Origin of the sequence: Achromobacter aegrifaciens (assembly GCF_902859735.1) — a bacterium.
GTDB classification, from domain to species: Bacteria; Pseudomonadota; Gammaproteobacteria; order Burkholderiales; family Burkholderiaceae_B; genus Achromobacter; species Achromobacter aegrifaciens.
In genome coordinates, this window is the sequence record NZ_CADIJY010000003.1 from 21464 (window position 1) to 45429 (window position 23966).

Annotated in this window: 23 protein-coding genes; 11 read left to right on the plus strand and 12 right to left on the minus strand. The window is 68.1% G+C overall.

Annotated elements, in window-relative coordinates:
• Window positions 1–148 precede the first annotated feature (148 nt).
• Window positions 149–1048 (plus strand): LysR family transcriptional regulator, encoded by a 900-nt coding sequence (locus tag HV766_RS10095; RefSeq protein ID WP_054457503.1) that lies wholly within the window; start codon window positions 149–151, stop codon window positions 1046–1048.
• 128 nt (window positions 1049–1176) lie between these two features.
• Window positions 1177–2172: a tripartite tricarboxylate transporter substrate binding protein gene (locus tag HV766_RS10100; protein ID WP_054457501.1), complete on the plus strand. Its 996-nt coding sequence runs from the start codon at window positions 1177–1179 to the stop codon at window positions 2170–2172.
• Here the strand turns inward: HV766_RS10100 and HV766_RS10105 are convergent.
• Genes HV766_RS10105 through HV766_RS10125 form a run of 5 tightly spaced genes read right to left on the minus strand, consistent with a single transcriptional unit; the run spans window position 2169 to window position 7287 of the window.
• Complete coding sequence (locus HV766_RS10105) at window positions 2169–3131, minus strand: NAD(P)H-dependent flavin oxidoreductase (protein ID WP_175181102.1); 963 nt, start codon at window positions 3129–3131, stop codon at window positions 2169–2171. The two genes, HV766_RS10100 and HV766_RS10105, sit on opposite strands and share 4 nt — an antisense overlap.
• Window positions 3132–3150: 19 nt before the next feature.
• Complete coding sequence (locus HV766_RS10110) at window positions 3151–4125, minus strand: Bug family tripartite tricarboxylate transporter substrate binding protein (RefSeq protein WP_175181103.1); 975 nt, start codon at window positions 4123–4125, stop codon at window positions 3151–3153.
• Window positions 4126–4181: 56 nt separating this feature from the next.
• The gene (locus HV766_RS10115; protein WP_175181104.1) at window positions 4182–5702 is read right to left on the minus strand and encodes a class I adenylate-forming enzyme family protein; all 1521 of its coding nucleotides are present in this window, start codon (window positions 5700–5702) and stop codon (window positions 4182–4184) included.
• 11 nt (window positions 5703–5713) lie between these two features.
• Window positions 5714–6886 carry a thiolase family protein gene (locus HV766_RS10120; protein ID WP_054457495.1) on the minus strand — a complete coding sequence of 391 codons (1173 nt, stop codon included), beginning with the start codon at window positions 6884–6886 and terminating at the stop codon, window positions 5714–5716.
• Window positions 6883–7287, minus strand: coding sequence for a Zn-ribbon domain-containing OB-fold protein (locus tag HV766_RS10125; protein WP_054457618.1), 405 nt, complete (start codon window positions 7285–7287; stop codon window positions 6883–6885). The genes HV766_RS10120 and HV766_RS10125 overlap by 4 nt, the downstream gene beginning before the upstream one ends.
• Before the next feature lie 196 nt (window positions 7288–7483).
• Between HV766_RS10125 and HV766_RS10130 the strand changes: the two genes are divergently transcribed.
• Genes HV766_RS10130 through paaG form a run of 3 tightly spaced genes read left to right on the plus strand, consistent with a single transcriptional unit; the run spans window position 7484 to window position 10640 of the window.
• Complete coding sequence (locus tag HV766_RS10130; RefSeq protein ID WP_119451449.1) at window positions 7484–8674, plus strand: acyl-CoA dehydrogenase family protein; 1191 nt, start codon at window positions 7484–7486, stop codon at window positions 8672–8674.
• 35 nt (window positions 8675–8709) lie between these two features.
• A complete protein-coding gene (locus HV766_RS10135; protein WP_054457490.1) occupies window positions 8710–9822 on the plus strand; it encodes an acyl-CoA dehydrogenase family protein in 1113 nt (370 codons plus the stop codon).
• Window positions 9819–10640, plus strand: a complete 822-nt coding sequence (gene paaG, locus HV766_RS10140) for a 2-(1,2-epoxy-1,2-dihydrophenyl)acetyl-CoA isomerase PaaG (RefSeq protein ID WP_175181105.1) — start codon at window positions 9819–9821, stop codon at window positions 10638–10640. Before HV766_RS10135 ends, paaG begins: the two co-directional genes overlap by 4 nt.
• 16 nt (window positions 10641–10656) lie before the next feature.
• Here paaG and HV766_RS10145 read toward each other — a convergent pair whose 3' ends face one another.
• Entirely contained in the window at window positions 10657–11550 is an 894-nt protein-coding gene (locus HV766_RS10145; protein WP_054457486.1) for a LysR family transcriptional regulator, read from the minus strand.
• A gap of 150 nt (window positions 11551–11700) precedes the next feature.
• Between HV766_RS10145 and HV766_RS10150 the strand changes: the two genes are divergently transcribed.
• The 4 genes from HV766_RS10150 to HV766_RS10165 are packed head-to-tail and all read left to right on the plus strand — an operon-like array spanning window position 11701 to window position 15480.
• Window positions 11701–12531 (plus strand): HTD2 family dehydratase, encoded by an 831-nt coding sequence (locus tag HV766_RS10150; RefSeq protein ID WP_054457484.1) that lies wholly within the window; start codon window positions 11701–11703, stop codon window positions 12529–12531.
• Window positions 12528–13721 carry a CaiB/BaiF CoA transferase family protein gene (locus HV766_RS10155; protein ID WP_175181106.1) on the plus strand — a complete coding sequence of 398 codons (1194 nt, stop codon included), beginning with the start codon at window positions 12528–12530 and terminating at the stop codon, window positions 13719–13721. The genes HV766_RS10150 and HV766_RS10155 overlap by 4 nt, the downstream gene beginning before the upstream one ends.
• Window positions 13718–14551 (plus strand): HpcH/HpaI aldolase/citrate lyase family protein, encoded by an 834-nt coding sequence (locus tag HV766_RS10160; protein WP_175181107.1) that lies wholly within the window; start codon window positions 13718–13720, stop codon window positions 14549–14551. Before HV766_RS10155 ends, HV766_RS10160 begins: the two co-directional genes overlap by 4 nt.
• A gap of 32 nt (window positions 14552–14583) precedes the next feature.
• Entirely contained in the window at window positions 14584–15480 is an 897-nt protein-coding gene (locus tag HV766_RS10165; RefSeq protein ID WP_054457478.1) for a sugar kinase, read from the plus strand.
• Window positions 15481–15503: 23 nt separating this feature from the next.
• On the opposite strand, the gene HV766_RS10170 is transcribed toward HV766_RS10165, so the two are convergent.
• The 4 genes from HV766_RS10170 to hda are packed head-to-tail and all read right to left on the minus strand — an operon-like array spanning window position 15504 to window position 18754.
• A complete protein-coding gene (locus tag HV766_RS10170; protein WP_054457477.1) occupies window positions 15504–15989 on the minus strand; it encodes a 2-amino-4-hydroxy-6-hydroxymethyldihydropteridine diphosphokinase in 486 nt (161 codons plus the stop codon).
• Window positions 15990–15992: 3 nt separating this feature from the next.
• Complete coding sequence (gene pcnB / locus HV766_RS10175) at window positions 15993–17357, minus strand: polynucleotide adenylyltransferase PcnB (RefSeq protein ID WP_054457475.1); 1365 nt, start codon at window positions 17355–17357, stop codon at window positions 15993–15995.
• Window positions 17358–18056, minus strand: coding sequence for an HAD family hydrolase (locus HV766_RS10180; protein WP_013391641.1), 699 nt, complete (start codon window positions 18054–18056; stop codon window positions 17358–17360).
• Window positions 18053–18754 (minus strand): DnaA regulatory inactivator Hda, encoded by a 702-nt coding sequence (hda, locus tag HV766_RS10185; RefSeq protein ID WP_054457473.1) that lies wholly within the window; start codon window positions 18752–18754, stop codon window positions 18053–18055. Before hda ends, HV766_RS10180 begins: the two co-directional genes overlap by 4 nt.
• Before the next feature lie 368 nt (window positions 18755–19122).
• On the opposite strand from hda, the gene purM reads away from it, so the two are divergent.
• Complete coding sequence (purM, locus tag HV766_RS10190; protein ID WP_054457472.1) at window positions 19123–20172, plus strand: phosphoribosylformylglycinamidine cyclo-ligase; 1050 nt, start codon at window positions 19123–19125, stop codon at window positions 20170–20172.
• A gap of 61 nt (window positions 20173–20233) precedes the next feature.
• On the opposite strand, the gene miaA is transcribed toward purM, so the two are convergent.
• Window positions 20234–21202: a tRNA (adenosine(37)-N6)-dimethylallyltransferase MiaA gene (gene miaA, locus HV766_RS10195; protein ID WP_054457470.1), complete on the minus strand. Its 969-nt coding sequence runs from the start codon at window positions 21200–21202 to the stop codon at window positions 20234–20236.
• A gap of 2 nt (window positions 21203–21204) precedes the next feature.
• A complete protein-coding gene (mutL, locus tag HV766_RS10200; protein ID WP_175181108.1) occupies window positions 21205–23169 on the minus strand; it encodes a DNA mismatch repair endonuclease MutL in 1965 nt (654 codons plus the stop codon).
• A 102-nt stretch (window positions 23170–23271) separates the two neighbouring features.
• Between mutL and HV766_RS10205 the strand changes: the two genes are divergently transcribed.
• Entirely contained in the window at window positions 23272–23910 is a 639-nt protein-coding gene (locus HV766_RS10205; protein ID WP_175163801.1) for a VTT domain-containing protein, read from the plus strand.
• The last annotated feature ends 56 nt before the right edge of the window (window positions 23911–23966 follow it).

A 23966-nucleotide genomic window follows, 5' to 3' on the forward strand; every position in this document is an offset into this window, starting at 1 on the left:
GAAGCTGACTCCTGTGCTGCGGCGCGCGCGCCGTGTGGAAAACAGTTCCGCATCGAACGCTCTGGTTCGAGGGGATGCACCATGGTAGATTCGACGAGGCATGCGAAGAATTCAAAATTAGATATGCCCCCCTTCTGCGTGGTGGAACATGAGACACGATCTGACGGACCTGCGTTTGTTTCTGAACGTGGGGGAAACACTCAATCTGACCCGGGCTGCGGAACGCACCTTCCTGTCCCTGCCGGCGGCAAGCGCGCGGGTGAAGAACATGGAAGAGGCTTTCAAGGCCCGGCTACTGGTGCGCATGGCCACGGGCGTGGCGCTGACGCCGGCGGGCGAGGTGCTGCTCAAGCATGCGAACGCCGTGTTCCGCCAGCTGGAATGCCTGAACGCGGACCTGCAGCCCTATGCCAGCGGCCTGAAGGGACGCCTGCGCCTGCTGGCCAACACCACGGCCACCAATTCGTTCCTGGCCGACGCCTTGTCCACGTTTCTTGCGGAAAACCCTGACGTGGACGTGGAACTGGAAGAAAAAATATCTGGCGATATCGTCATCGCCATACGCGCAGGCCAGGGAGACCTGGGGCTGGTGGCGGGCAATATCGACGTGTCGGGCCTGGACGTCACGCCGCTGTTCCGCGATGAGCTCACCGTGGTCACGTCGCTGGACCACCCGCTGGCGGCCACGGAGTCCGCGCATTTCGCCGACTTGGTCGATGCCTACCAGTTCGTCGGCATCCATCCCGACAGCGCCATCCAGACCTTCCTGGAAGATATCGCCAGCGGCCTGGGCAAGCGCATCTGCCAGCGCGTGCACGTGGGTAGCTTCGAGGCCGTGTGCCGCATGGTGGAGGCGGGCGCGGGGATCGCGGTGGTGCCGCGCGCCTGCGCGGCGCGCTACAGCCGTCCGGATGCGCTGCACGTGCTCAAGCTGGATGACCCCTGGGCGTTGCGCGACCGTCTGCTGTGCCGCCAGCGCGGCCGCGACCTGCCCAGTTTCGCGGAATGCTTCATCGAACATGTGCAGCGTGCGGCCCGCGGTCTGTAGCGCGTTCCGAAGAGGGGCTTTTGCAAATATGTAGCGGTAGCTCCGCAGGTTCGGCAAATAATAAAAAAGGCGTCAGGCAGCAGTCCTAGAGCTTGGCCGCCCATAAAACCGAGAACCAGGAGACTGCCGTGACCGATCTACTACGCCGCCGCGCCGTTGCGCGGCTGGGCGCCGCGTGCGCCGCCGCCGCGCTGCCCGCGCTGTTCCCCAAGATGGCCCGCGCCGCCGCCTGGCCGGCGCATGCCGTGAACTTCATCGTGCCGTTTCCTGCGGGCGGCCCCGTGGACACGACCGCGCGCTTCACCACGCAGCCGCTGGGACAGCTGTGGTCGGTGCCCACGGTGGTCGACAACAAGTCGGGCGCTGGCGGCATCGTGGGCGCGCAGTTCGCGGCCAAGTCCGAGCCCGACGGCTACAACTATTTTTTTGCCTCCATCCACCATGCGGTGCTGCCCAGCCTGCGCGGCAATCTGAGCTACGACATTACGCGGGACTTCGTGCCGGTCGGCATGGCGGCGGTGTTTCCCATCGTGCTGGTGGTGAACGCGACGCTGCCCGTGAATTCGGTCAGCGAGCTGATCGCCTATGCCAAGGCCAATCCGGGCAAGCTCTCGTTCAGCTCGTCAGGCACGGGCGGCGGCACGCACCTGGCCGGCGAGTTGTTCAACGCCATGGCCGGCGTGCGCATCCAGCACGTGCCCTACCGCGGCAGCGCGCCCGCCATGCAAGACCTGCTGGGCGGACAGGTGCAGGTGATGTTCGCCGACGGTCCATCCGCCGTGCCGCATCTGAAGGGCGGCAAGGTGCGTGCGCTGGGGGTAGGCAATCCCACGCGTTCCAGCATGCTGCCCGACGTGCCTACCATCGCCGAGTCCGGTCTGCCAGGCTACGAGGCATACTCGTGGAGCGGCGTGATGGCGCCCAAAGGCACCCCGCCCGACATCGTGAAACGCGTGAATGCGGATCTCGTGAAGGTCCTGTCTGACCAGGCCACCGCGCAGGGCATGATCGCCGCAGGCGCCGAGCCCAAGCCCGGCACCCCAGAACAGTTCGGCGAGTTCGTCCGCGATGAAATCGCGAAATGGCGCGACGTCATCAAAACCGCCAACATCAAGCTGGACTAAAGCTGGCGCAGAGCTTCGCGCGCGGCGAGATATTCGGATTCCAGCTGATCCACCAGCATCGCGGCAGGCAGGATTTCCTGCGCCGCGCCCACGCCCTGGCCCGCGCTCCACACATCCTTCCAGGCCTTGGGCCGCGAACTCTTGTCCATGTTCGCGGGCGGGGCTACGCCGTTCCTGGCAAGCTCCAGGGGATCCAGGCCGGCTGCCCGGATGCTGGCCGACAGGTAGTTCGCGGGCACGCCCGAGAAGTAGGGCGTGTAGGTCACGTCTGCCGCCTGCGCCTGCAGCACCATTTCGCGATAGGCGTCGCCGGCCAGCGATTCCTGCGTCGCGATGAAGCGTGTACCCATGTAGGCGAAGTCGCAGCCCAGCACCTGCGCGGCCAAAATGTCCTTGCCGTGGCTGATGCAGCCGGACAGCGCCAGCGGGCCGTCGTAGAAGGCGCGGATCTCGTTGACCAGCGCGAATGGGCTGATCTGCCCTGCATGGCCGCCTGCGCCCGCCGCCACCAGGATCAGGCCGTCGACCCCGGCGTCCAGCGCGCGCTTGGCGTGCCGCACATTGGTGACGTCATGGAATACCAGCCCGCCATAGCCGTGCGCGGCGGCCACCACGGCTTCGGGGGCATGCAGCGAGGTGATGATGAGCGGCACGCGGCGCTCGGCGCAGATGGCCAGATCGCCCTGCCAACGCTGATTGCTGGGGTGGACGATCAGGTTGACGCCATAGGGCGCGATTTGCGCGTCGGGTGCGGCCTGGCGCTTCGCGGCCAGGCCGTTCTCGATGCGCGTGAGCCAGTCGTGCAGCTGCTCCTGCGGACGGGCGTTGAGCGACGGAAAGGTGCCGATGATCCCCGCCGCGCATTGCGCCACCACCAGGTCCGGTCCGGAGACCAGGAACATGGGGGCGCCGATGACGGGGAGGCGGGTGTGGGCGTGCAGCGCGAGCGGGGGATTCATCTGGATGCTCCGGTGGTACTCAATTGGCCTGGATGTTGGCGCTTTGGATGACGTCGGACCACAAGGCGTATTCACGGTCGATGCGCGATTGCAGCGCCTTGGAGTCGCCGGTGTTGATGGTGTAGCCGCCATCGGTCATGGCCTGGCGGAAGGCCGGATCGCTGGAGACTTCGTTCAGCGCGCGGGTCAGGCGGGCCGCGACGGCGTCGGGCAGTTTCTTCGGCCCAACCAGCGCGTACCAGCCGACCACTTCGTAGTCCTTCATGCCGGCTTCGACCATGGTGGGCACGTCGGGCAGTTCGGGGTTGCGGGTCTTGGACGTGACCGCCAGGGCGCGCGCTTTGCCGCTCTTGACGAAGGGGATGGCGGTGCTGGTGATGTCGAACATGAAGGTGATCTTGCCGCTGATCACATCGACCATGGCAGGCGAGTTGCCGCGGTAGGGCACGTGCAGCATGGGCGCGCCCGCCTGCTTCTTCAGCAGCTCGGCCGACAGGTGGTTGGACGCGCCGATGCCGGCGGAACCGAACGACACGGCATCCGGATGGGCGCGGGCGTAGGTGACCAATTCGCTGACGTTCTTGGCTGGGATCTGCGGGCCGATCAGCAGAACGTTGGCGTAGTCCACCACCAGCCCGATCAACGAGAAGTCCTTGCGCGGATCGAACAGCGTGCTGCGCTGTACCAGCGGCGACATGGTGAGGGTGGGGCTGGCGGCGAAGCCCAGCATGTAGCCGTCGGGCGCGGCCTTGGCGGTGGCGTCGGAGGCGATCATGCCGCTGGCGCCGGCGCGGTTTTCCACCACCACGGACTGGCCCAGCTTGTCGCCCAGGTACTTGGCGAAGACGCGGGCGGTGGTGTCCACAGGGCCGCCGGGGGCATAGCCCACCAGCAGCCGGATGGGGCGTTCGGGATAGGCGTCGGCCCAGGCGTTTGAGGCCGTGGCCAGCGCCGCCGTGGCGGCGGCCGCGGCGAGCAGGGTCTTGATGTTCACGCTGTAGTCTCCTTGTGGGTAAGTGGCGGGTCGTGCAGCGGAACAGCTAGCCGCGGCTACGCCAGCCTTTCTTTCAGCGGCTGCTTGAGGATCTTGCCGCTGACGGTGGTGGGAATGGTGTCGATGGGGATGATGCGGGCGGGCCGCTTGTACGGCGCCAGCTGTGCGCGCAGATGCAGCATCAGCAGGTTGGTGTTCACGGTGGCGCCGGGCAAGGGCTCGACGAAGGCGATGACTTCTTCGTTCTGGTCGGCGGTGGGGCGCCCGACCACGGCCGACAGGCGCACGCCGGGGAACGCGTTGATGACGGATTCGACTTCCAGCGGATAGACATTGAAGCCGGAGCGGATGATCAAGTCCTTGGAGCGTCCTGCGATGTACAGCGCGCCCTGTTCGTCGACGTAGCCGATGTCGCCGGTGTTGAGCCAGCCGCCGGGCAGCAGCGCCTGCGCCGTTTGTTCGGGACTGCGGTAGTAGCCCAGCATGACGCCCGGGCCGCGGATCAGGATGTCGCCGCGCTCTCCGGGTGCGGGCGCGCCGTTGTCGGGGTTGCCGATCCGCATTTCCACGCCTTCGACCGCATGGCCGGCCGAGCAGTCGCTGCGCGGCGCATCGATGCGGGTGACAAACATGGAGCCCGCGTATTCGGTGATGCCGTAGCCGTGGTGCATGGCGACGCCGAAATAGCGCTCGGCGTCGCGCTTTAGCGTGGGATCCAGCGCGGCGCCGCCCGTGTACAGGTAGCGCAGGGCAGGGGCCCGCAGCTCCGCGCGCGGCGGCGCCACGGCCATCATGCGGCTGAACATGGTGGGCACGCCCTGCAGGATGCTGACGCCGGGATGGGCCAGGGCCTTGAAGGCGTCGGCGGCGTCGAAGCGGCTGCGCAGCACCAGGCTGGCGCCGGCGTGCACCGTGGCCATCAGCACGGTGGCGATGCCGAAGATGTGCGACATGGGCAGTGCGGCGTAGCCGATGTCCTGCGGCGTCAGGCGGCGCGAGGCGGCGGACACGCGGGCGAAATGCAGCAGGCCGCGGTGCGGCACGAGGACGCCCTTGGGCGCGCCCGTGGTGCCGGACGTGTAGATCACGGTGGCCACTTCCGCGGCCGTGTCGTCAGTTTCGGCCTGCGTGGGCGCATCCGCTCTTGCGGTCTGCATGCCTGGGCCCCAGACGTCCGGGTCGGCATCGGCGGCGCCGGCGTGCTCGGCATGGGCTGCGGCGGCGGGCGAGACGCCGCTGGTGTAGAGCAGCAGTTCGGGCTGCGCGTGAACGCGGATGGCGTCGATCTCGCGCGCGGACAGGCGCGCGTTCACGCCCACCGGCCAGGCGCCCGCCACGCTGCAGGCAAACAACGCGGCGACCATGGCGGCGCAGTTTTCACCGGCGATCAGCACGCGGTGCCCGGGACGTACGCCCTGTTCTTCGAGCCATGCGGCCGCGGCCTGCACGCGCCGCCAGAACTGCGCGTAGCTCAGTTTGCCGCCGCCTTCCTCGTACAGAAAGGTGGCGTCGGGCCGCTGGCCGGCTTGCTGCGCCAGCAATTGATGGATGCGGGTAAGAGGGGCTGCCGGGGACATGGTTGCGTCGCTCAAAGCGTGGCCTGGGTGCCCAGGATGGCGGTGGATTGGCTGGACAGGGTGCCGCCGTTGCCGTGCACCAAGGCCAGATGCGCATCGGCGACCTGGCGCGCGCCGCATTCGCGGCGCAGCTGGCGGACGGCCTCGATCATGATGAAGACGCCGTACATGCCGGGATGCACGCAGCACAGCCCGCCGCCGTTGGTGTTGACCGGCAGCGCGCCGCCAGGGGCGATGGCGCCGCCCGCGATGAAGTCCTTGCTTTCGCCCTTGGCGCAGAAGCCCAGGTCTTCCAGGAACAGCAGGGTGTTGATGGTGAAGGCGTCGTACAGTTCCACCACGTCGATGTCCCGGGGCGCAACGCCTGCCATCTCGAAGGCCCGCTTGCCGGACTCGGCCGCGGCGGTCACGGTCAGGTCTTCCATGGACGAGATCTGGCGGTTCCAGACCGCGGTGGCGTTGCCCAGCACGTAGACCGGCGGACGCGGCAGGTCGCGGGCGCGCTCGGCGCGCACCAGCACGTAGGCGCCGGCGCCGTCGGTGACCAGGCAGCAATCGCGCACGCTCAAGGGATCGGACACCATGCGGGCCGAGAGGATCTGGTCCAGCGTGGCGGGTTCGCGCAATTGCGCTTCGGGATTCAGCTGGGCCCATTGGTTGGCGGCCAGCGCCACCTGTGCCAGGTGCTCGCGACGCGTACCGTATTGATGCATGTGGCGCGCGGCCGCCAGCGCGTAGGAGGACAGGGGACTCAGCGGCTCGTAGGGCGTTTCGTACGGCTGTGGATCGAACTGCTTGCGGACCCGGCCGATCTCGGCGCGGCTCAAGGTGGAAGTGCGCTGCGTGCTGCCATAGCAGACCAGCACCGCGTTGCACTGGCCGGATGCCAGCGCGTGCAGCGCGGGCAGCAGGTGCGCGACGAAGCTGGAGCCGCCCAGCATGGTGCTGTCGATGAAGCTGGGGCGGATGCCCAGGTGTTCGATGACCGGCATGGCCCACATGGGCGCGGCCACGCTGGCGGTGCAGATGCCGTCGATGTCGCGCATGGTGAGGCCGGCGTCTGCCACCGCGCGCTGCGCGGCCTGCACCAGGATTTCCATTTCGGTGTAGCCCGCGGCCTGGCCCAGGCCCGCGTGGCCCACGCCGGCCACTGCCACGGCGCCGCGCAGATCGTTCAGCGTCATTGCGCCTCCTGGTTGGGTCGGAAGATCAGGAGGCCGCGGCCGTCCTGCTGCGCCACCTGCGCGCGCACCGCCATGCCGATATGCACGGCGTCCGGCGCCACGCCTTCGACGCGGCTCATCAGCCTGACGCCTTCCTGCAGGTCTATCAGCGCCACGTTGTAGTCGCCGCCCGCCTCGGGCTTGCGGCGCACCACGGTGGTGGAATAGACCTCGCCGCGCCCGTCGGGCTCGGTCCAGGCGAGTTTGTCCGCGCCGCAATGCGGGCAGATCATGCGGGGGTAGAACACGGCGCGGTTGCAGCCCGCGCAATGCTGGATGAGGAAGCGGCCTTGGTCCAGCGCCTGGCGGTATTGCGCCTCGACGCCTTGCGGCGCGACGGCCTGCTGATCGGGAACGGTCATGATGCCTACGGGTTCCAGTGGATGACGCTTGCAAGTGTCGGCACTGGCGGCGGGTTCGGCCATTCTTCATTGCTGAAGCTGGCCTTCTGCCGGCCCGTAGTGGGGCGCCCTATGTCCTGCGCGAAGCCCGTCTTCGGAAGAGGCAGATTGTCCGGCGTGCCCCCGCGTGGCTAGATATCGGAAAAGGAGCCCGACCATGAATCTGACCTGGACGCCGCAGGAGCGGCTATTCCGCGAAGAAGTGCGCGCCTTCGCCACGGACAAGCTGCCGCAGGACATACGCGACAAGGTGCTGCGCCACCAGCGGCTGGAGCGCGAGGACTACGTGCGCTGGCATAACATCCTGGCCGACCAGGGCTGGGGCGCGCCGAACTGGCCGGTCGAGCATGGCGGCACCGGCTGGAATGCCTTGCAGCGGCTGATCTTCGAGGTCGAATGTTTCAAGGCCGGCGCGCCGCGCCTGTTGCCATTCGGCCTGTCCATGATCGGCCCGGTCCTGATGAAGTACGGCAGCGCCGAGCAGCAGGCGCGCCTCTTGCCTCGCATCATCCGCGTGGAGGACTGGTGGTGCCAGGGCTATTCCGAACCGGGGTCGGGGTCCGATCTGGCCTCGCTCTCGACCCGCGCCGTGCGCGACGGCGACGAATACGTCGTCAACGGCCAGAAGACCTGGACCACCCTGGCTCAGTACGCCGATTGGATGTTCTGCCTGGTCCGCACCGACCCCGAGGCCCGCGCGCAGCGCGGCATCTCCATGCTGCTGCTGGACATGCGTACGCCGGGCGTGACCGTGCGCCCCATCCGCACGCTGGATGGGGGGCACGACGTGAACGAGGTCTGGCTGGAGAACGTGCGCGTGCCCGTGGCCAACCTGGTGGGCGTGGAGAACCAGGGCTGGACCTATGCCAAGTACCTGCTGGGCCACGAGCGCACCGGCATCGCAGGCCTGGGCCATTGCCACCGCGAACTGGGCGTGCTCAAGCACATGGCGGTGCAGGCGCAGTCCCGGGGCAAGCCCCTGCTGGCCGACAGCCGGTTCCGCGACCGCATCTCGCGCATCGAGGTGGACATCATGGCGCTGGAAATGCTGCTGCTGCGTGTGGCCTCCAGCAACGACGGCACGCCGGGGCCGGAAGCGTCGGTGCTGAAGATCCGCGGCTCCGAGATCCAGCAGGACCTGGCCATGCTGCAGATGGAGGTGGCGGGGCCGGACGCCTGGCCCTATGACCCCGATTGGCTGCAGGCAGACCATGGATACAGCGGTCCTGGGCCGGAACTGGCGGCTGCGGCCGGCGCCGGCTATGCCGACATGCGCAAGACCTCGATCTACGGCGGCACCACCGAAGTGCAGAAGGGCATCATCGCCCGCCTGGTGCTGGGCCTGTAGGCCCGGCCTCGCGCAACCCGACAGGAAGACGACGCATGGATTTCATCTATACCGAAGAACAACGCATGCTGGCCGACAGCCTGCGGCGACTGGTGGACCAGGAATGGACGCACGCGCGCCGCCGGGCCCGGCAGGCGGCGGGCAAGCTGGATGCCGACGCCTGGGCCGCGCTGGCTGAACTGGGCGTTCTGGGCCTGACCATCCCGCAGGATTTCGGCGGCTTCGGCGAAGTGCCCGCCAGCCTGCTGCCCGTGCACGTGGAACTGGGACGCGGATTGGTGTCCGAGCCGGTCATTCCCAGCGCGGTCATGGGCGCGGCGCTGATCGAAGCCTGCGGCGGCGAAGCGCGCGGCTTGTGGCTGCCGGCCATCGCCTCGGGCGACGCCGTGGTCAGCGTGGCGTACCAGGAGCCCGGCCGCCGCTACGACACCGATCCGCGCGATTGCCGCGCCAGCAAGACTGCCGATGGCTGGCGGCTGGACGGCGCCAAGCATCTGGTCTGGCACGGCGCGGCGGCCACCGCGTGGCTGGTCAGCGCGCGCGGCGACGGGGGCGAGACCCTGTTGCTGGCGGTGCCGGCGGATACGGCAGGCGTGAGGATCACCGATACGCCCACGCTGGACGGCGCGCGCTGCGCCCGGCTGGATCTGAACGCGGTCAATCTGGCGCCCGAGGCCTTGCTGGCGCAAGGGACCGCCGCCGACCAGGCGCTGGCGCAGTCCTTGCAATGGGGCACGGCCGCGCTATGCGCGCACGCCGCGGGCGCAATGGAGCGGCTGCTGGAAATCACCGTCGACTACCTGAAGGCGCGCAAGCAGTTCGGCCAACCGCTGGCCTCGTTCCAGGCCTTGCAGCATCGCCTGGCGGAAATGCTGGTGGCCAAGGAACTGGCTTTGTCCATGGCTTATGTGGCAGTGGCGGCGCTGACCGAAACCGACGCTGCGCAGCGCCGCCGCATGATCGCCTCCGCGAAGTTGGAAGCCGCGCGCGCCGGACGCCTGGTGGCGCAACTGGCGGTGCAGCTGCATGGCGGCATGGGCATGACCGACGAGCTGGACGTGGGCGATTACTTCAAACGGCTGACCGTCGTGGACCAGCTGCTGGGCGATACGGCCGAACAACTGGCGGTGCTGGAGGAACTGGCATGAGCGCAGCGGCGACGACTCAGGTCGAAGGCGGCTACACCCAGATCCGCTTCACGCTGGAGCGGGGCGTGGGCGTCATCACACTGAACCGGCCCGACCGGCTGAACAGTTTCACGGAAGTCATGCATGCAGAGCTGGCGCGGGCGCTGGATGCCATGGAGGCGGACAGCGGCCTGCGCGGACTGATCATCACGGGCGCGGGCCGGGGCTTTTGCGCTGGGCAGGACCTGGGCGAGCGCAAGCCGGCTGAGGACGGAGCACGTCGCGACCTGAGCCTGATTCTTGAGCAGTGCTACCGACCGCTGATCACCCGGCTGCGTAACTTGCCGGTGCCGGTGGTGTGCGTGATGAACGGCGTCGCGGCCGGCGCAGGCGCCAGCCTGGCGCTGGCTTGCGACGTGGTGTTCGCAGGGGAGTCGGCGCGCTTCATTCAGGCCTTCAGCAAGATCGGCCTGCTGCCGGATGCCGGCGGCACCTGGTTCCTGCCGCGTTTGGTGGGCTCTGCGCGGGCCATGGGCGCCGCGCTGTTCGGCGAAGCGCTCAGCGCCAGGCAGGCGGAAGCCTGGGGCCTGATCTGGCGTGTGGTGCCAGACGCCGCGCTGGCGGACACGCTGGCCGAAGTCGCCGATACGCTGGCGGCCGGACCTACGCGCGCCTATGCGGCTACCAAGGCGGCGCTGCACGCGTCCAGCGGCAACACGCTGGCGCAGCAGTTCGATCTGGAATGCCGCTTGCAGCGCGAACTGGGCTACACCGACGACTACCTGGAAGGCATGCGGGCGTTCGCGCAGAAGCGCCCGCCGGCGTTCACCGGCGCCTGAGCTTTGCAGACGGCCGTCAGGGCGTCCGCGCCGCCTGGATCTGTTCTATGAGTTCGCGCGCGCAACCCGGCAGAGCGTCGATGTCGCGCACCAGTAGCTTGCGTTCGCGCACCACCCAGGGCTCGTCCAATTCGACCACGCGCAGCTTCATGTCGGCGCCATAGCGCCGCGCGGCGGAGTCGGGGATGACGCCGATGCCCACGCCCGCCTGCACCATCCGGCAGATGGAATCGAAGCTGTAGAGCTGGATGCGCTGGGGCAGGCGCTGGCCCACCTGTTCCAGCTGGTCGCGCAGGAAGGCGACCAGGGTGGAACCTTCGTGCATGGTGATGAAGGGGTAGCGCACCGCCTCGGCCAGCTTGATCTTTTCCTGATCCTGCAGCGGGTGGCCATTGGGCACCACCAGCACTAGCTTGTCGGTGCTGAAGTGGATGGTCTGCAATTCGGGCGCATCCACCGGGCCGGCCACAATGCCCAGGTCGGTGGTGCCGTCCAGCACGCCGCGCACGATGTCGCGGGTCAGGCGTTCCTGCAGGTCCACGGTGACGCCAGGGTGGCCGGACAGGAATTGCGCCAGGATGTCCGGCATGAATTCCGTGACCGCCGTGGTGTTGGCGAAGATGCGGATGTGGCCGGCGTCGCCGTCGGCCTGCTCCTGGAAGTCATGTTTCAGGTGGTCCACCTGGCGCATGATGACGCGCGCGTGCTGCAGCAGCTTCTGGCCCGCAGGCGTGATCTCCACTCCGCGGCTGTCGCGGTACAGGAGGCGGGTATTGAGCTGGTTCTCCAGCGCCTTGATGCGCACGCTGACGGCTGCCAGGGACAGGTGCGCCCGCTTGGCAGCCTGGGTCAGGCTGGGGGATTCGGCGATGTGGATGAACAGGCGTAGGTCGGCGAGGTCGAAGTGCATGGGCCATATATTACGGCGCGAGGCGTCGGGCCGGGAGGCAGGGGTGCGATTCAGGCAGCGCAAACCCCGCCTTGAGCAAAAACGAATTCACAAGCGGGACGGCTTGCGGGCATGCTTCAGTCTGTAAAAACCCCAGCAGAGGATATCGGCATGACATCTACAGATCCGGCCGCCTGGATCGGCAGCGGCGAACGCAGGGCGGACGCCATGGATCCTGGCCACGCCGCGCGCATCGCGGCAACCCTGGGCGGTCCGGCGCCGGTCCAGGGCGATGCTTTGCCGCCGCTGTGGCAATGGGCGTTCTTCATTTCCACGGTGGACATGGGCGGGCTGGGGACGGATGGCCATCCGGCGCGCGGCGGCTTTTTGCCGCCGGCCCAGGACCGCAACCGCATGTGGGCGGGCGGCCGGGTCGAGTTCCGCCGGCCGCTGTTGGTCGGCGTGCCCGCGGAGCGCGAATCCACGGTGATCGATGTCAAGGAAAAGGCAGGGCGCACTGGCGCACTGCTGTTCGTGACCGTGCGCCACGAGTTCCGCCAGGAAGGCGAGGTCGCCATCCACGAGGAGCAGGACATCGTCTATCGGCAGCCGACGCCGCCCAAGCTCACGGGCAGCGAGCCCGCGCCGCAGGCGCAGTGGCGCGATACCGTTGAGCCGTCGCCGGTGCTGCTGTTCCGCTACTCGGCGGTGACCTTCAACGGCCATCGCATCCACTACGACCATCCCTACGTGACGGGCACCGAGGGCTATCCCGGGCTGGTGGTGCACGGCCCGCTCATCGCCACCGAGATGGTTGCCGCCTTCTCCCGCGCCCATCCGCAGGCGCGCCTGACCCACCTGTCGTATCGCGGCCTGCGTCCGCTGATTGCGCCCGCACCCTTCCAGGTGGCCGGCCGCTTGACCGAGCCGGGCGTGGCCCAGCTCTGGGCTGAGCAGGACGGCACGCTGGCCCACCAAGCTGAACTGAGGTTTACAGAATGAGCATAGAGGCCCCCCGTCCCCTGGACGGCATCACCGTCGTCAGCCTGGAGCACGCGATCGCCGCGCCGTTCTGCACCCGCCAGCTCGCGGACATGGGCGCGCGCGTCATCAAGATCGAACGTCCCGGCGGCGGGGACTTCGCCCGCGGCTACGACGAGCGCGTGCGCGGCCTGTCCTCGCATTTCGTCTGGACCAACCGGTCCAAGGAAAGCCTGACGCTGGACCTCAAGCGCGAGGAGGCCGGCGGCGTCATGGAGCGTCTGCTGGAAACGGCCGACGTGCTGGTGCAGAACCTGGCGCCCGGCGCCGCCGCGCGTCTGGGGCTGTCGTTTGACGCCCTGCACAAGAAGTATCCGCGTCTGATTGTCTGCGATATCTCGGGCTATGGCGAAGGCGGGCCCTACCAGGACAAGAAGGCCTACGACCTGCTGATCCAGAGCGAAAGCGGCTTCCTGTCGGTGACCGGCACCAAGGACGATCCGGTCAAGGCCGGTTGCTCCATCGCCGACATCGCGGCCGGCATGTACGCCTATTCCGCGATCCTGAACGCCCTGCTGCTGCGGCAGAAAACGGGCCTGGGCAGCCGCCTGGACGTTTCCATGCTGGAGAGCATGGTGGAGTGGATGGGATTCCCCATGTACTACGCCTTCGACGGCGCCACGCCGCCCGTGCGCGCGGGCGCGGCCCACGCCTCCATTTATCCCTACGGGCCGTTCCCCGTGGGCGACGGCGCCACCATCATGCTGGGCCTGCAGAACGAGCGCGAATGGCGCGTGTTCTGCGCCCAGGTGCTGCGCCAGGCGGAACTCGCGGAAGACCCGCGCTTCATCTCCAATTCGCTGCGCACCGCCAACCGCGACGACTTGCGCGCGCTGATCGTGGCCGCCTTCGCCGACCTGTCCATCGAACAGGTGACGCAGCGGCTGGAGGACGCGCAGATCGCCAACGCGCGCGTCAACGACATGGCCGGCGTATGGGCCCATCCGCAGCTGCAGGCCCGCGGCCGCTGGAGCCAGGTGGAGAGTCCCGCAGGCGTTCTGCCCGCGCTGCTGCCTCCAGCCAGCAGCAACGCCTTCGCGCCGCGCATGGCCGCAGTGCCTGCGGTGGGCCAAAACACCGATGCGGTGCTAGCATCATTGGGATACGCGCCCGATCAGGTGGCGCAGTTCCATGCATCGGAGGTCGTGTGACGCATCCCGTTGTCCGTAGCGCGCTGTTCGTGCCGGCGTCGCGCCCCGAGCGCATCCCCAAGGCGCTGGCCGCGGGGGCTGACGCCGTCATCGTCGATCTGGAAGACGCGGTGGAGCATCTGGCCAAGGCGGCCGCCCGGGAAGCGCTGTGCGATTTCCTGGGGACGAATCCCCGCGCGCGGCTGTGGGTGCGTATCAATGATGCCTCCACCTCCTGGCACGACGACGACCTCAAGGCCTGTCGCGGCAAGCCCGGGGTGGCCGGAGTGCTGCTGCCCAAGGCCGAGAGCCTGGCTCAGGTGCGCCACGTGGTCCAGGCGGGCCTGCGGGTGATTCCCATCCTGGAGACCGCCCAAGGCATCCTCAACGTTGCGGAAGTCGCCGCCACGCCCGGCGTGGAGCGCCTGGCCTTCGGCAGTCTGGACTACGGCCTGGACCTGGGACTGACGCCCGATACGCCGGGGGCGCAAACCGTGCTGGACCAGGCGCGCGTGCAGGTGCTGCTGCATAGCCGCGCGGCCGGACTGGCGCCCGCGCTGGACGGCGTGTTTCCCGGCATCCAGGACCAGGCCGGGCTGGCGCATGCCGCCGGCCGCGCGCAGCAGATGGGCTTTGGCGGCATGCTGTGCATCCACCCCACGCAAGTGCCGGTGATCCACGCGGCCTTCGTGCCCGCCGCGCAGGAATTGGCATGGGCGCGCCGCGTCATCGCCACGCATCGCGACACTTCGGCCGGCACCTTCATGCTGGACGGCAAAATGGTCGACGCCCCAGTCATCGCACGCGCGCGGCTGGTGCTGGCGCAGGCGGGCGAAACCACCGGCGTCTAGGCCGGTTCCGATCACTACTTTCCGGCAGCTCCATGGGCGAAGCGCTCTTCATCGGACACACTTATATCGACGTCACCGTGCTGGCGGACGAATGGCCCACGGGCGATGAAAAAAGCGTGGCGCGCGACTACGCGGTGTCCTTCGGCGGCAACGCGGTGACGGCCGCGTTCGCCTGCGCGCGGCTGGGCACGCCGCCGGACCTGATCTGCTCGCTGGCATCGGATTGGCTGGGCCACATGTACACGGACATGGCGGCGGCGCACGGGGTGTCGCTGCATGCGCGCAAAGTGAGCCGTTCGTCCCTGTCCTTCATCATGCCCAATCACGGCAAGCGCGCCATCGTGCGTGCGCGCGACGTGGACTACCTGAACGACTTTCCGCGGCTGGACATCGGCGGCTACCGTGCCTTGCACCTGGACGGGCATCAGCCCGACGCCGCCCTGCATTACGCGCAGGCGTGTCGGCAGGCGGGCGTGCTGACCTCGCTCGATGGCGGCGGCGTGCGCGAGAACACCGACGAGCTGCTGCGCCACGTCGACGTGGCGGTCTGCGCGGAGCGCATGTGCGAACAATTGGGGCTTGCGCCGTCAGGCCTGCTGGAACTGCTGAAGGCGCGCGGCTGCCGCATCGGCGCGGTCACCATGGGCGAGCGCGGCATGCTCTGGTACGACGAGACGGGAACGGTGGATGTCCTGCCCGCGCTGGACGTGCCGGCCGCCAGCATTGTCGATACCTCGGGGGCCGGGGACGTGTTCCACGGCGCCTACGTCTGGTCCTATCTGAACCGGCCGGAACTGCCGTGGGCGGAGCACTTCACCTTTGCGCGCGCGGCTTCGGCCCACAAGATCCAGCATCTGGGCAATGAAGCGGGCCTGCCGCAGGTCGAGGACGTGGAGCGCGTGCTGATGGCCTACGCGCCGAAGGAATAGCGGGCGGGCTTGGCCGCCGGCGTTCAGTCCGCGATGCGCGTTATCGGCTGGTCGTGGATCGCGGCGATCCAGTCGCCGATGGGCTTGCCTTGCAGCGCCAGGCCGGGAGCCAGGTCGCGCAGGGGCAGCAGCACGAAGGCGCGCAGGTGCATGCGAGGGTGGGGCAGCGTCAGCCGCTCATGGTCCAGCACGGTGTCGCCGTACAGCAGCAGGTCCAGATCCAGCGTGCGCGGCGCATTCTTGTAGGGGCGCTCGCGGCCGTGCCGGTTTTCCAGCGCCTGCAGCGCATCCAGCAGGGCCAGCGGGGTCAGATGCGTGTCCAGCGCCGCCACGGCGTTGACGAAGTCGGGGCCGGTGGCTTCGACCGGCGCGCTGCGGTAGAACGGCGATGCCGCCACCGCGGCGATGCCGCCGGTTTCCTGCAATTCAGCCAGGACACTGCGCAGCGTGGCTGCGCCGTCGCCCAGATTGGCGCCCAGCGCGACGTAGGCGCGCACAGGAGCGGTCATGACTTAACCCGCTGCGGGCGGCGTGCCACGCGAGGGCGAACGGCGCGGACGGCGGCGCTTGCGCGGGGCGGAGGGGGCGTCGCCGGCATCGCGCGGTTGGCGGGACACCTCTTCGATCATCTCGCTGCGGGTGACGTCGTCGGCGTTGGCCAGGTCCATCCACCATTGCGCCAGCACGCTGTCGAACTCGCCGGCGGCGGCGCGCAGTTGCAGGAAGTCGCAGGCGGCGCGGAAGCGCGGCTGTTCGATCATGCGGTAGATGGTCTTGCCCATGCGGCGCTCGAAACGTGGCTGCATGAACCAGATCTCGCGCATGTCGGACGAGAAGCGGCGCTGGATGGCGAGCTTTTCGGTCTGTTCGTCCAGCACCGAATCGGCGGCTTGCGACAGGGCGGGGATGGTGTGCTCGCCCTGCGCGCGCAGCTGCTTCCAGCGCGCTTCCACCTGTTGCCACAGCAGCGCGGCGAACAGGAAGCTGGGGCTGATGGTCTTGCCCGAGCGCACGCGCGCGTCGGTGCGTTCCAGCGCAAGCTCCACGAAATGCTCGCCGCCGGGTTGCTCGAGCACCACGTCCAGCAGGGGCAAGAGGCCCTTGTGCAGGCCGTCGGCGCGCAGCTGGCGCAGGCAGTCCATGGCATGGCCGCAGGTCAGCAGCTTGAGCATTTCGTCGAACAGGCGCGAGGCCGGCACGTTCTCGATGAGCTCGGCCATGGTGCTGATGGGCTGGCGCGTGGCCGGGTCGATGGTGCCGTTCAGCTTGGCGGCGAAGCGCACGGCGCGCAGCATGCGGACCGGGTCTTCGCGGTAGCGCTTGGTCGGGTCGCCGATGATGCGGACCTGGCGCTTTTTCAGGTCGGCCACGCCGTTGTGGAAGTCGATGACTTCCTCGTTGTGCGGGTCGTAGTAGAGCGCGTTCATGGTGAAGTCGCGGCGCGCCGCGTCTTCTTCGTGCGAACCGAACACGTTGTCGCGCAGGATGCGGCCGTGTTCGTCGGTCTCCTGGTCTTCCGAGGCGGGGGCGCGGAAGGTGGAGGTTTCGATGATTTCCTGGCCGAAGACCACGTGCACCAGCTGGAAGCGGCGGCCGATGATGCGGGCGCGGCGGAACAGCGGACGGATCTGCTCGGGCGTGGCGTTGGTGGCCACGTCGAAGTCCTTGGGCTCCAGGCCCACGATCAGGTCGCGCACGGCGCCGCCGACGATGTAGGCGTCATAGCCGTGCTGGCGCAGCACCTCGCAGACCTTGATCGCGTGGCGCGAGACGTTGCGGCGGTCGATGCCGTGCTTGTCGCGCGCAATGCGCAACGGCCCCCGGGCTGCCGGCGCGAATAGTCGGCCGACGAATTTTTTTATAGTTTCAGTGATCATTTAGGACTTCGAATCTTCCATGTGGTCGAACAAGTCGATCACCTGCCAGCCGCGCTCCTGGGCGATGCCGCGCAGGGTGGGGCTGGGGTTGGCTGCGATCGGACGGGTCACTTTCTCCAGCAGGGGTACATCGTTGACCGAATCGCTATAGAAAAACGATTCCGAAAAATCCGCAAGCCCCAAACCCATGCCGGCCAGCCAGTCGTTGACGCGCACCACCTTGCCTTCCTTGAAACTGGGCGTGCCCAGGATGCGGCCGGTGTAGCGCCCGCGCAGGTATTCCGCGTCGGTGGCCACGAGGTGGGGCACGCCGAAGGCGCGCGCGATGGGAGCGGTGACGAAGCTGTTGGTGGCCGTGACCACCGCGCACAGGTCGCCGGCTTCCAGGTGCGATTGCACCAGGTCGCGCGCGGCGGGCGTCATGGACGGGCGGATCACTTCTTCCATGAAGGCTTCATGCCAGGCCGCCAGGTCGTAAGGCGTGTGCGCGGCCAGCAGGCCGAGCATGAACTCGGCCGCCTGCTCGGCGGTGAGCTCGCCGCGGTTGTAGCGATCCATCAGATCGTCGTTCTGGCGGCGGGCTTCGGCGGGATCCCCGGCGCGGCCCGTGCGTGCCAGATAGTCGGCCCATTGGTAGTCGCTATCCAGCGGCAACAGGGTGTGATCCAGGTCGAACAGGGCGAGACGTCGGGAGGTCATGTGCGTTGTGAATCAGGATCTGCGAGCATGGCCCGCAGCAGAGGTAGGGTGATGGGACGGCCGGTGGCCAGGGAATAGCGGTCCAGCGCGTCGATCAGCTCCGCCAGCTTGCGGATGTCGCGCTCGTGGTGCGTGAGCATCCAATTGATGATTTCGGGCGCCAGGTGCATGCCGCGGGCAGCCGCCTGGGCCGACAGGGCGGCCAGCTTGTCGGCGTCGGACAGCGGGTCCAGGCGGAAAACCAGGTCCCAGCCCAGGCGCGTGCGCAAGTCCTCGCGCAGCGGCATCGACAGCGGAGCGCGGTCGCCCGCCAGCGCCAGCGCGAAGGCGCGGCCGGTGGCGGCGGATTCGCGCCAGCGGTTGTAGAGCGCGAACAGGGCGGCCTGGCGGCTGTCGTTCATGCGGTGCACGTCGTCGACCGCCACGAACTTGGGCATGGGCGACTTGGAATCGGCTTCGGCCAGGCGGCGCAGCATGTTTTCGCCAGTCTCGGCGTCGATATAGACGGCGTCGGGGCGGGCGGTCAGCGCGCGCAGCAGATGGCTGCGGCCGCAGCCCGCGGCGCCCCAGATGTACAGGGCGCGGCCAGGAAGCAGCGCGCGCACTGCCGCCAGCGCTTCCCCGTTGGGGCCGGCGATATAGTTGTTCAGCGATGGCGCTGGCGCGGGAAGAACGTCAAGCAGCAGCTGGCGGTTCATGGGAGCTTACAGGGTGCCGAAACGAGGCGGGTAGTACGGGTCAATACGGCTACAGGTCAGTACAACGGGTCAAAACGTCGCTGGCCGGGCGCGAAACTCCGGGGTTTGCACCACGGAACCGACAAAATCAATACCGGCCAACCCTACACTTTAAACCACCTGGGGCCAGGGTGTCGCGTCGATGGGCCTGGGCTGGCTTGGGTTTGCGCCGATCCGGCCCCTCTTGCCCGCCCTGGCCGGGCGAGCCGGCGCGGTCGCCGTCCGGACCGCTTTGGCGGCGCCGATCCCTGCTAGTCCCCGCAACATCGTAAAATGCAGGGCGTTCCACCAAAATCCCAGCAATTGTTACATACCCCACGGCATTTCTCATGACGAATCAACCTACCGCCCCTATGACCTACCGCGATGCCGGTGTCGACATCGACGCAGGCGACGCCCTGGTCGACCGTATCAAACCGCTTGCGGCGCGCACCATGCGTCCCGGGGTGCTGGCCGGTATCGGCGGCTTTGGCGGCCTGTTCGAAGTGCCGAAGTCGTACAAGGAACCCGTGCTGGTCTCGGGCACCGACGGCGTGGGCACCAAGCTGCGCCTGGCGTTCGACTGGAACCGCCACGACACCGTGGGTATCGACCTGGTCGCCATGAGCGTCAACGACATCCTGGTGCAGGGCGCGGAGCCGCTGTTCTTCCTGGACTATTTCGGCTGCGGCAAGCTTTCGGTGGATACGGCGGCGGCCGTGGTGGGCGGCATCGCCAAGGGTTGCGAGCTGTCGGGCTGCGCGCTGATCGGCGGTGAAACCGCCGAAATGCCGGGCATGTATCCGGACGGCGAGTACGACCTGGCCGGCTTCGCGGTGGGAGCGGTGGAAAAGTCCGCCATCATCACCGGCCAGTCGATCAAGACCGGCGACGTGGTGCTGGGCCTGGCTTCCAGCGGCGCGCACTCCAACGGCTATTCGCTGTTGCGCAAGATCCTGGAACGCGCCAACGCCAAGCCCGACGACGATTTCCACGGCCAGCCGATGGTCGACGTGGTCATGGCGCCGACGCGCATCTACGTGAAGCAGGTGCTGGCCGCCCTGGCCAAGCACGGCACCAGCATCAAGGGCCTGGCCCACATCACGGGCGGCGGCTTGCTGGACAACGTGCCGCGCATCCTGCAGCCCGGCCTGTCGGCCAAGCTGCACCGCGCCAACTGGGAAATGCCCAAGCTGTTCCAGTGGCTGCAAGAGCAGGGCCAGGTCGAAGACACCGAGATGTACCGCGTTTTCAACTGCGGCATCGGCATGGTGCTGGTGGTGGATCCGGCGCAGGCCGAAGCCATCGCCGCCACGCTGCGCGAGCAGGGCGAGACCGTCAGCACGCTGGGCGAGATCGTTGAGCAGAAGGAAGGCATGGCGCAAACCTTCGTGGTGTAAGCCACGCTGTCCGCTACGAAGAACCGCGCCACGGCGCGGTTTTTTTGTGTCTGGCGCCTGGCTAGGCGCGTCCCGCCAGCGCGACGGCCATCGCGTCTATGGTTTGCGCCACGGCATCCGCCGCCAGGCAGTCGACGATGACGCGCTCGGGCTGCGCGCGCAGCCAGGTGATCTGGCGCTTGGCCAGCTGGCGCGTGGCGGCGATGCCTTGTTCGCGGGCGGTGGCGAGGTCGACCTCGCCGTCCAGGTGCGCCCACATCTGCCGGTAGCCCACGCAACGGACCGAGGGCAGGCCGGTATGCAGGTCGCCCCTGGCGCGCAGGGCGCGGACTTCGTCGAGCAGGCCGCGGTCCAGCATGGCGTCGAAGCGTTGCTCGATGCGGGCATGCAGCGCGGCGCGGTCGGAAGGCTCCAGGCTGATGGTGAGGTACTGGTTGCCCGTCGCGTCGCGCGGACGCTGGCTGCGCAGCAGCAGGGCCGACATGGGCTGGCCGGACAGCATGCAGATCTCCAGCGCGCGCTGGATGCGCTGGCTGTCGTTGGGCGCCAGGCGTGCGGCAGTGACGGGATCCAGCTGCGCCAGTTCGGCGTGCAGCGCGGGCCAGCCCTGGACGGCGGCGCGCGCTTCCAGCTCGGCGCGCAGCGCCGGATCGGCCTGCGGCAGATCGTCCAGGCCGTCGCGCAGCGCCTTGTAGTACATCATGGTGCCGCCCGCCAGCAGCGGGATGCGTCCGCGTGCGCGGATCTCGTCTATCAGGCGCAGTGCATCGGCGACGAAGTCGGCTGCGGAGTACGACTGGATGGGGTCGAGGATGTCCAGCAGATGCTGCGGCACCTGCGCCTGTTCCTCGGGCGAGGGCTTGGCCGTGCCGATGTCCATGCCGCGATAGATCGTGGCGGAATCGACGTTGACGATTTCCAGCGGCCAGCGCTCGGCCAGCGCCAGGGTGGAGGCGCTCTTGCCGGCCGCGGTGGGGCCGGCCAGGCAGATGACCAGCGGCGTCGCGTTGGGGGAGGAGGACGGCGACAAGCTTATTGTCCGCGCAGGAAGAGCTTGTCCAGGTCGGACACCGACCACTGGATCCAGGTGGGGCGGCCGTGGTTGCACTGGTCGGCGCGTTCGGTTGCTTCCATCTGGCGCAGCAGGCCGTTCATTTCTTCGATGGTGAGCTTGCGGTTGGCGCGCACGGAACCATGGCAGGCCATGGTGGACAGCAGCTCGTTGCGCTGTTCCGTCAGCAGGCGCGACACGCCCACGGCGCCCAGGTCGCGCAGCACGGCGCGGGCCAGCGTTTCGATGTCGCCGCGGGCCAGGATGGCCGGCACCGAGCGCACGGCGATCGAGGTGGGGCCGGACGGGCGCATTTCGAAGCCGAGTTCGTTCAGCTGCTCTTCGTATTCCTCGACCAGCGCCACGTCCTTTTCCTGGGCATGGAACACCACGGGCACCAGCAGATCCTGGCGCGGCAGGCTGCGCGCGTCCAGGGCTTGCTTGAGCTGTTCGTAGACCACCCGCTCGTGCGCGGCATGCATATCCACCAGCACGATGCCGCGGCGGGTCTGCGCCAGGATGTAGATGCCGTGCAGCTGCGCCAGCGCCATGCCCAGCGGATGTTCTTCGTCCGCGGGCAGGGCGGCGACGGGAGCAGGCACGGGTTCGCGCAGCGGCGCGGTTTTGGCGGCCGAGTCGTCATCCAGCGGGCGGTAGAGCGATTGCCAGTCCGCGGCCGGAATGCCGGCGGGTTCGGCGTGCAGGCGGAACGGCACCTGGGTGTGCGGGCGCTGCGGCGCGGGCGATGGGCGCAAGCCGTAAGACGATGATGATGAGTTGTCGCCGGCGTAGGCGGGCCGGGGCGCGTCCGTCATGGGCCGGGGGCTGCTGGCGGGCGCGTAAGGCGAGGCTTGCGGCGCGGCGTCGGTCGCCGCGGCGGTGGCGGGCCGGGCCACGGTTTCGAACCCGGCGTCGTCCGCGTCGTCGTTTTGCGCCGCGGGGGCTGCGGCGGACGCGCCGCCCGTCTGCGCCAGGGTCTGGCCGACCGCATGGGACACGAACCGATGCACCGCACCGCTGTCGCGGAAACGGACCTCATGCTTGGCCGGGTGCACGTTCACGTCCACGGCGGCCGGGTCGATGTCCAGGAACAGCACGTAGGCGGGCTGGCGGTCGCCATGCAGTACGTCCGCGTAGGCGGCGCGCAGAGCGTGGCTGACGGTGCGGTCGCGCACGTATCGGCCGTTCACGTAGAGATACTGGCGGTCCGCGCGGGCGCGGGCTGCGGTGGGACGGGTGATCATGCCCGCCAGGCTGACCGTGCCGACCGAGTGCGACAGCAGCAGGCCGTGTTCGGCGAATTCCGCGCCCAGCACGTCGCGGATGCGCTGCGGCGGTTCGGCGGGCAGCCATTGGCGCTGCGCGCGGTCGTGATGGAACAGGCGGAAGGCGATCTGCGGATGCGCCAGCGCGATGCGCTCCATGGCGTCGACGCAGTGGCCGAACTCGGTGGCCTCGGAGCGCAGGAATTTGCGGCGGGCCGGCACGGCGTCGAACAACTGGCGCACGTCCACCGTGGTGCCCGGAGGACCCGAGGCGGGGCTGACCTGCATGCTGCCTGCATCGATCTGCCAGGCGTGCTCGCCATCGCGGGTGCGGGAAATGATGGTGACCTGGGCCACGGACGCGATCGAGGCCAGCGCTTCGCCGCGGAACCCCATGGATGCCACAGATTCCAGTTCGTTCAAGGAGCGGATCTTGCTGGTGGCGTGGCGCGCCAGCGCCAGCGGCAGCTCTTCGGGCGGAATGCCGCCGCCGTCGTCGGTCACGGCAATGCGGCGTATGCCGCCGCCTTCCAGGCGCACTTCAATGGCGCGTCCGCCCGCGTCGATGGCGTTTTCGAGGATTTCCTTGAGCACGGATGCCGGCCGCTCGATCACCTCGCCGGCGGCGATCTGACTGATCAGCAGGTCGGGAAGCGCAAGAATGGAGCGGCGTTCGGTCATGTGGCTGGCGTTCAGGTATGGCTATGTGGACGATTTTAGCGTCATGGGCGGGTGGGCTATAGTCGCGGACTGATATCCCATTCCGCTGGCAGGGTTGCTTCAATGCTCGAATTCTTCAATATGGTGCTCCACATCGACAAGACGCTCGGCGTCTGGGTCGCGCAGTATGGCGTGTGGGTGTACCTGGTGCTGTTCCTGATCGTTTTTGCGGAGACGGGGCTGGTCGTGTTGCCCTTTCTGCCGGGGGATTCGCTGCTGTTCATCGCGGGCGCGTTCGGCGCGACCGGGCACATCGATCCGTTCCTGATGGGCGGGCTGCTGATCATCGCCGCCATCACCGGCAATACGGTGAACTACTTCATCGGACGCTATATCGGGCCGCGCGTGTTTTCGATGAACCTGCGCTTTCTGGACCGCGGCGCGTTGATGCGCACGCACGCGTTCTATGAAAAGCACGGCGGCAAGACCATCGTCATGTCGCGCTTCATCCCGGTCGTGCGCACTTTCGCGCCCTTTGTCGCGGGCGTGGCCGACATGCCGCAGTCGCGCTTCCAGCTGTTCAACATCCTGGGCGCGCTGCTGTGGGTGGTGAGCCTGGTGGCCGCGGGCTACTTCTTCGGCAACATCCCGCTGGTGCGCGAACACTTGAATACCATCGTGCTGTTGGGCCTGGCCGCCGCCATCGTGCCGGTGATCGGGGCGGGCCTGTTCAAGCTGATCAAGGCCAAACGCGGCGCGTGAAGCGCCGCAGAGCATGCTGCGGCACACGCGTCAAACCAGTGAATAGGGCGTTGCGC

Bases quoted from the DNA above. Each gene is read 5' to 3' on its own strand.
- HV766_RS10170 (WP_054457477.1), bottom strand. From the start codon at position 15,989: ATGACCGCTCCTGTGCGCGCCTACGTCGCGCTGGGCGCCAATCTGGGC.
- HV766_RS10150 (WP_054457484.1), top strand. From the start codon at position 11,701: ATGACATCTACAGATCCGGCCGCCTGGATCGGCAGCGGCGAACGCAGG.
- mutL (WP_175181108.1), bottom strand. From the start codon at position 23,169: ATGACCGAACGCCGCTCCATTCTTGCGCTTCCCGACCTGCTGATCAGT.
- HV766_RS10120 (WP_054457495.1), bottom strand. From the start codon at position 6,886: ATGACGCTGAACGATCTGCGCGGCGCCGTGGCAGTGGCCGGCGTGGGC.
- HV766_RS10135 (WP_054457490.1), top strand. From the start codon at position 8,710: ATGGATTTCATCTATACCGAAGAACAACGCATGCTGGCCGACAGCCTG.
- HV766_RS10125 (WP_054457618.1), bottom strand. From the start codon at position 7,287: ATGACCGTTCCCGATCAGCAGGCCGTCGCGCCGCAAGGCGTCGAGGCG.
- paaG (WP_175181105.1), top strand. From the start codon at position 9,819: ATGAGCGCAGCGGCGACGACTCAGGTCGAAGGCGGCTACACCCAGATC.
- HV766_RS10155 (WP_175181106.1), top strand. From the start codon at position 12,528: ATGAGCATAGAGGCCCCCCGTCCCCTGGACGGCATCACCGTCGTCAGC.
- HV766_RS10180 (WP_013391641.1), bottom strand. From the start codon at position 18,056: ATGACCTCCCGACGTCTCGCCCTGTTCGACCTGGATCACACCCTGTTG.
- HV766_RS10130 (WP_119451449.1), top strand. From the start codon at position 7,484: ATGAATCTGACCTGGACGCCGCAGGAGCGGCTATTCCGCGAAGAAGTG.
- hda (WP_054457473.1), bottom strand. From the start codon at position 18,754: ATGAACCGCCAGCTGCTGCTTGACGTTCTTCCCGCGCCAGCGCCATCG.
- pcnB (WP_054457475.1), bottom strand. From the start codon at position 17,357: ATGATCACTGAAACTATAAAAAAATTCGTCGGCCGACTATTCGCGCCG.
- HV766_RS10105 (WP_175181102.1), bottom strand. From the start codon at position 3,131: ATGAATCCCCCGCTCGCGCTGCACGCCCACACCCGCCTCCCCGTCATC.
- HV766_RS10205 (WP_175163801.1), top strand. From the start codon at position 23,272: ATGCTCGAATTCTTCAATATGGTGCTCCACATCGACAAGACGCTCGGC.
- purM (WP_054457472.1), top strand. From the start codon at position 19,123: ATGACGAATCAACCTACCGCCCCTATGACCTACCGCGATGCCGGTGTC.
- HV766_RS10165 (WP_054457478.1), top strand. From the start codon at position 14,584: ATGGGCGAAGCGCTCTTCATCGGACACACTTATATCGACGTCACCGTG.
- HV766_RS10145 (WP_054457486.1), bottom strand. From the start codon at position 11,550: ATGCACTTCGACCTCGCCGACCTACGCCTGTTCATCCACATCGCCGAA.
- HV766_RS10095 (WP_054457503.1), top strand. From the start codon at position 149: ATGAGACACGATCTGACGGACCTGCGTTTGTTTCTGAACGTGGGGGAA.
- HV766_RS10115 (WP_175181104.1), bottom strand. From the start codon at position 5,702: ATGTCCCCGGCAGCCCCTCTTACCCGCATCCATCAATTGCTGGCGCAG.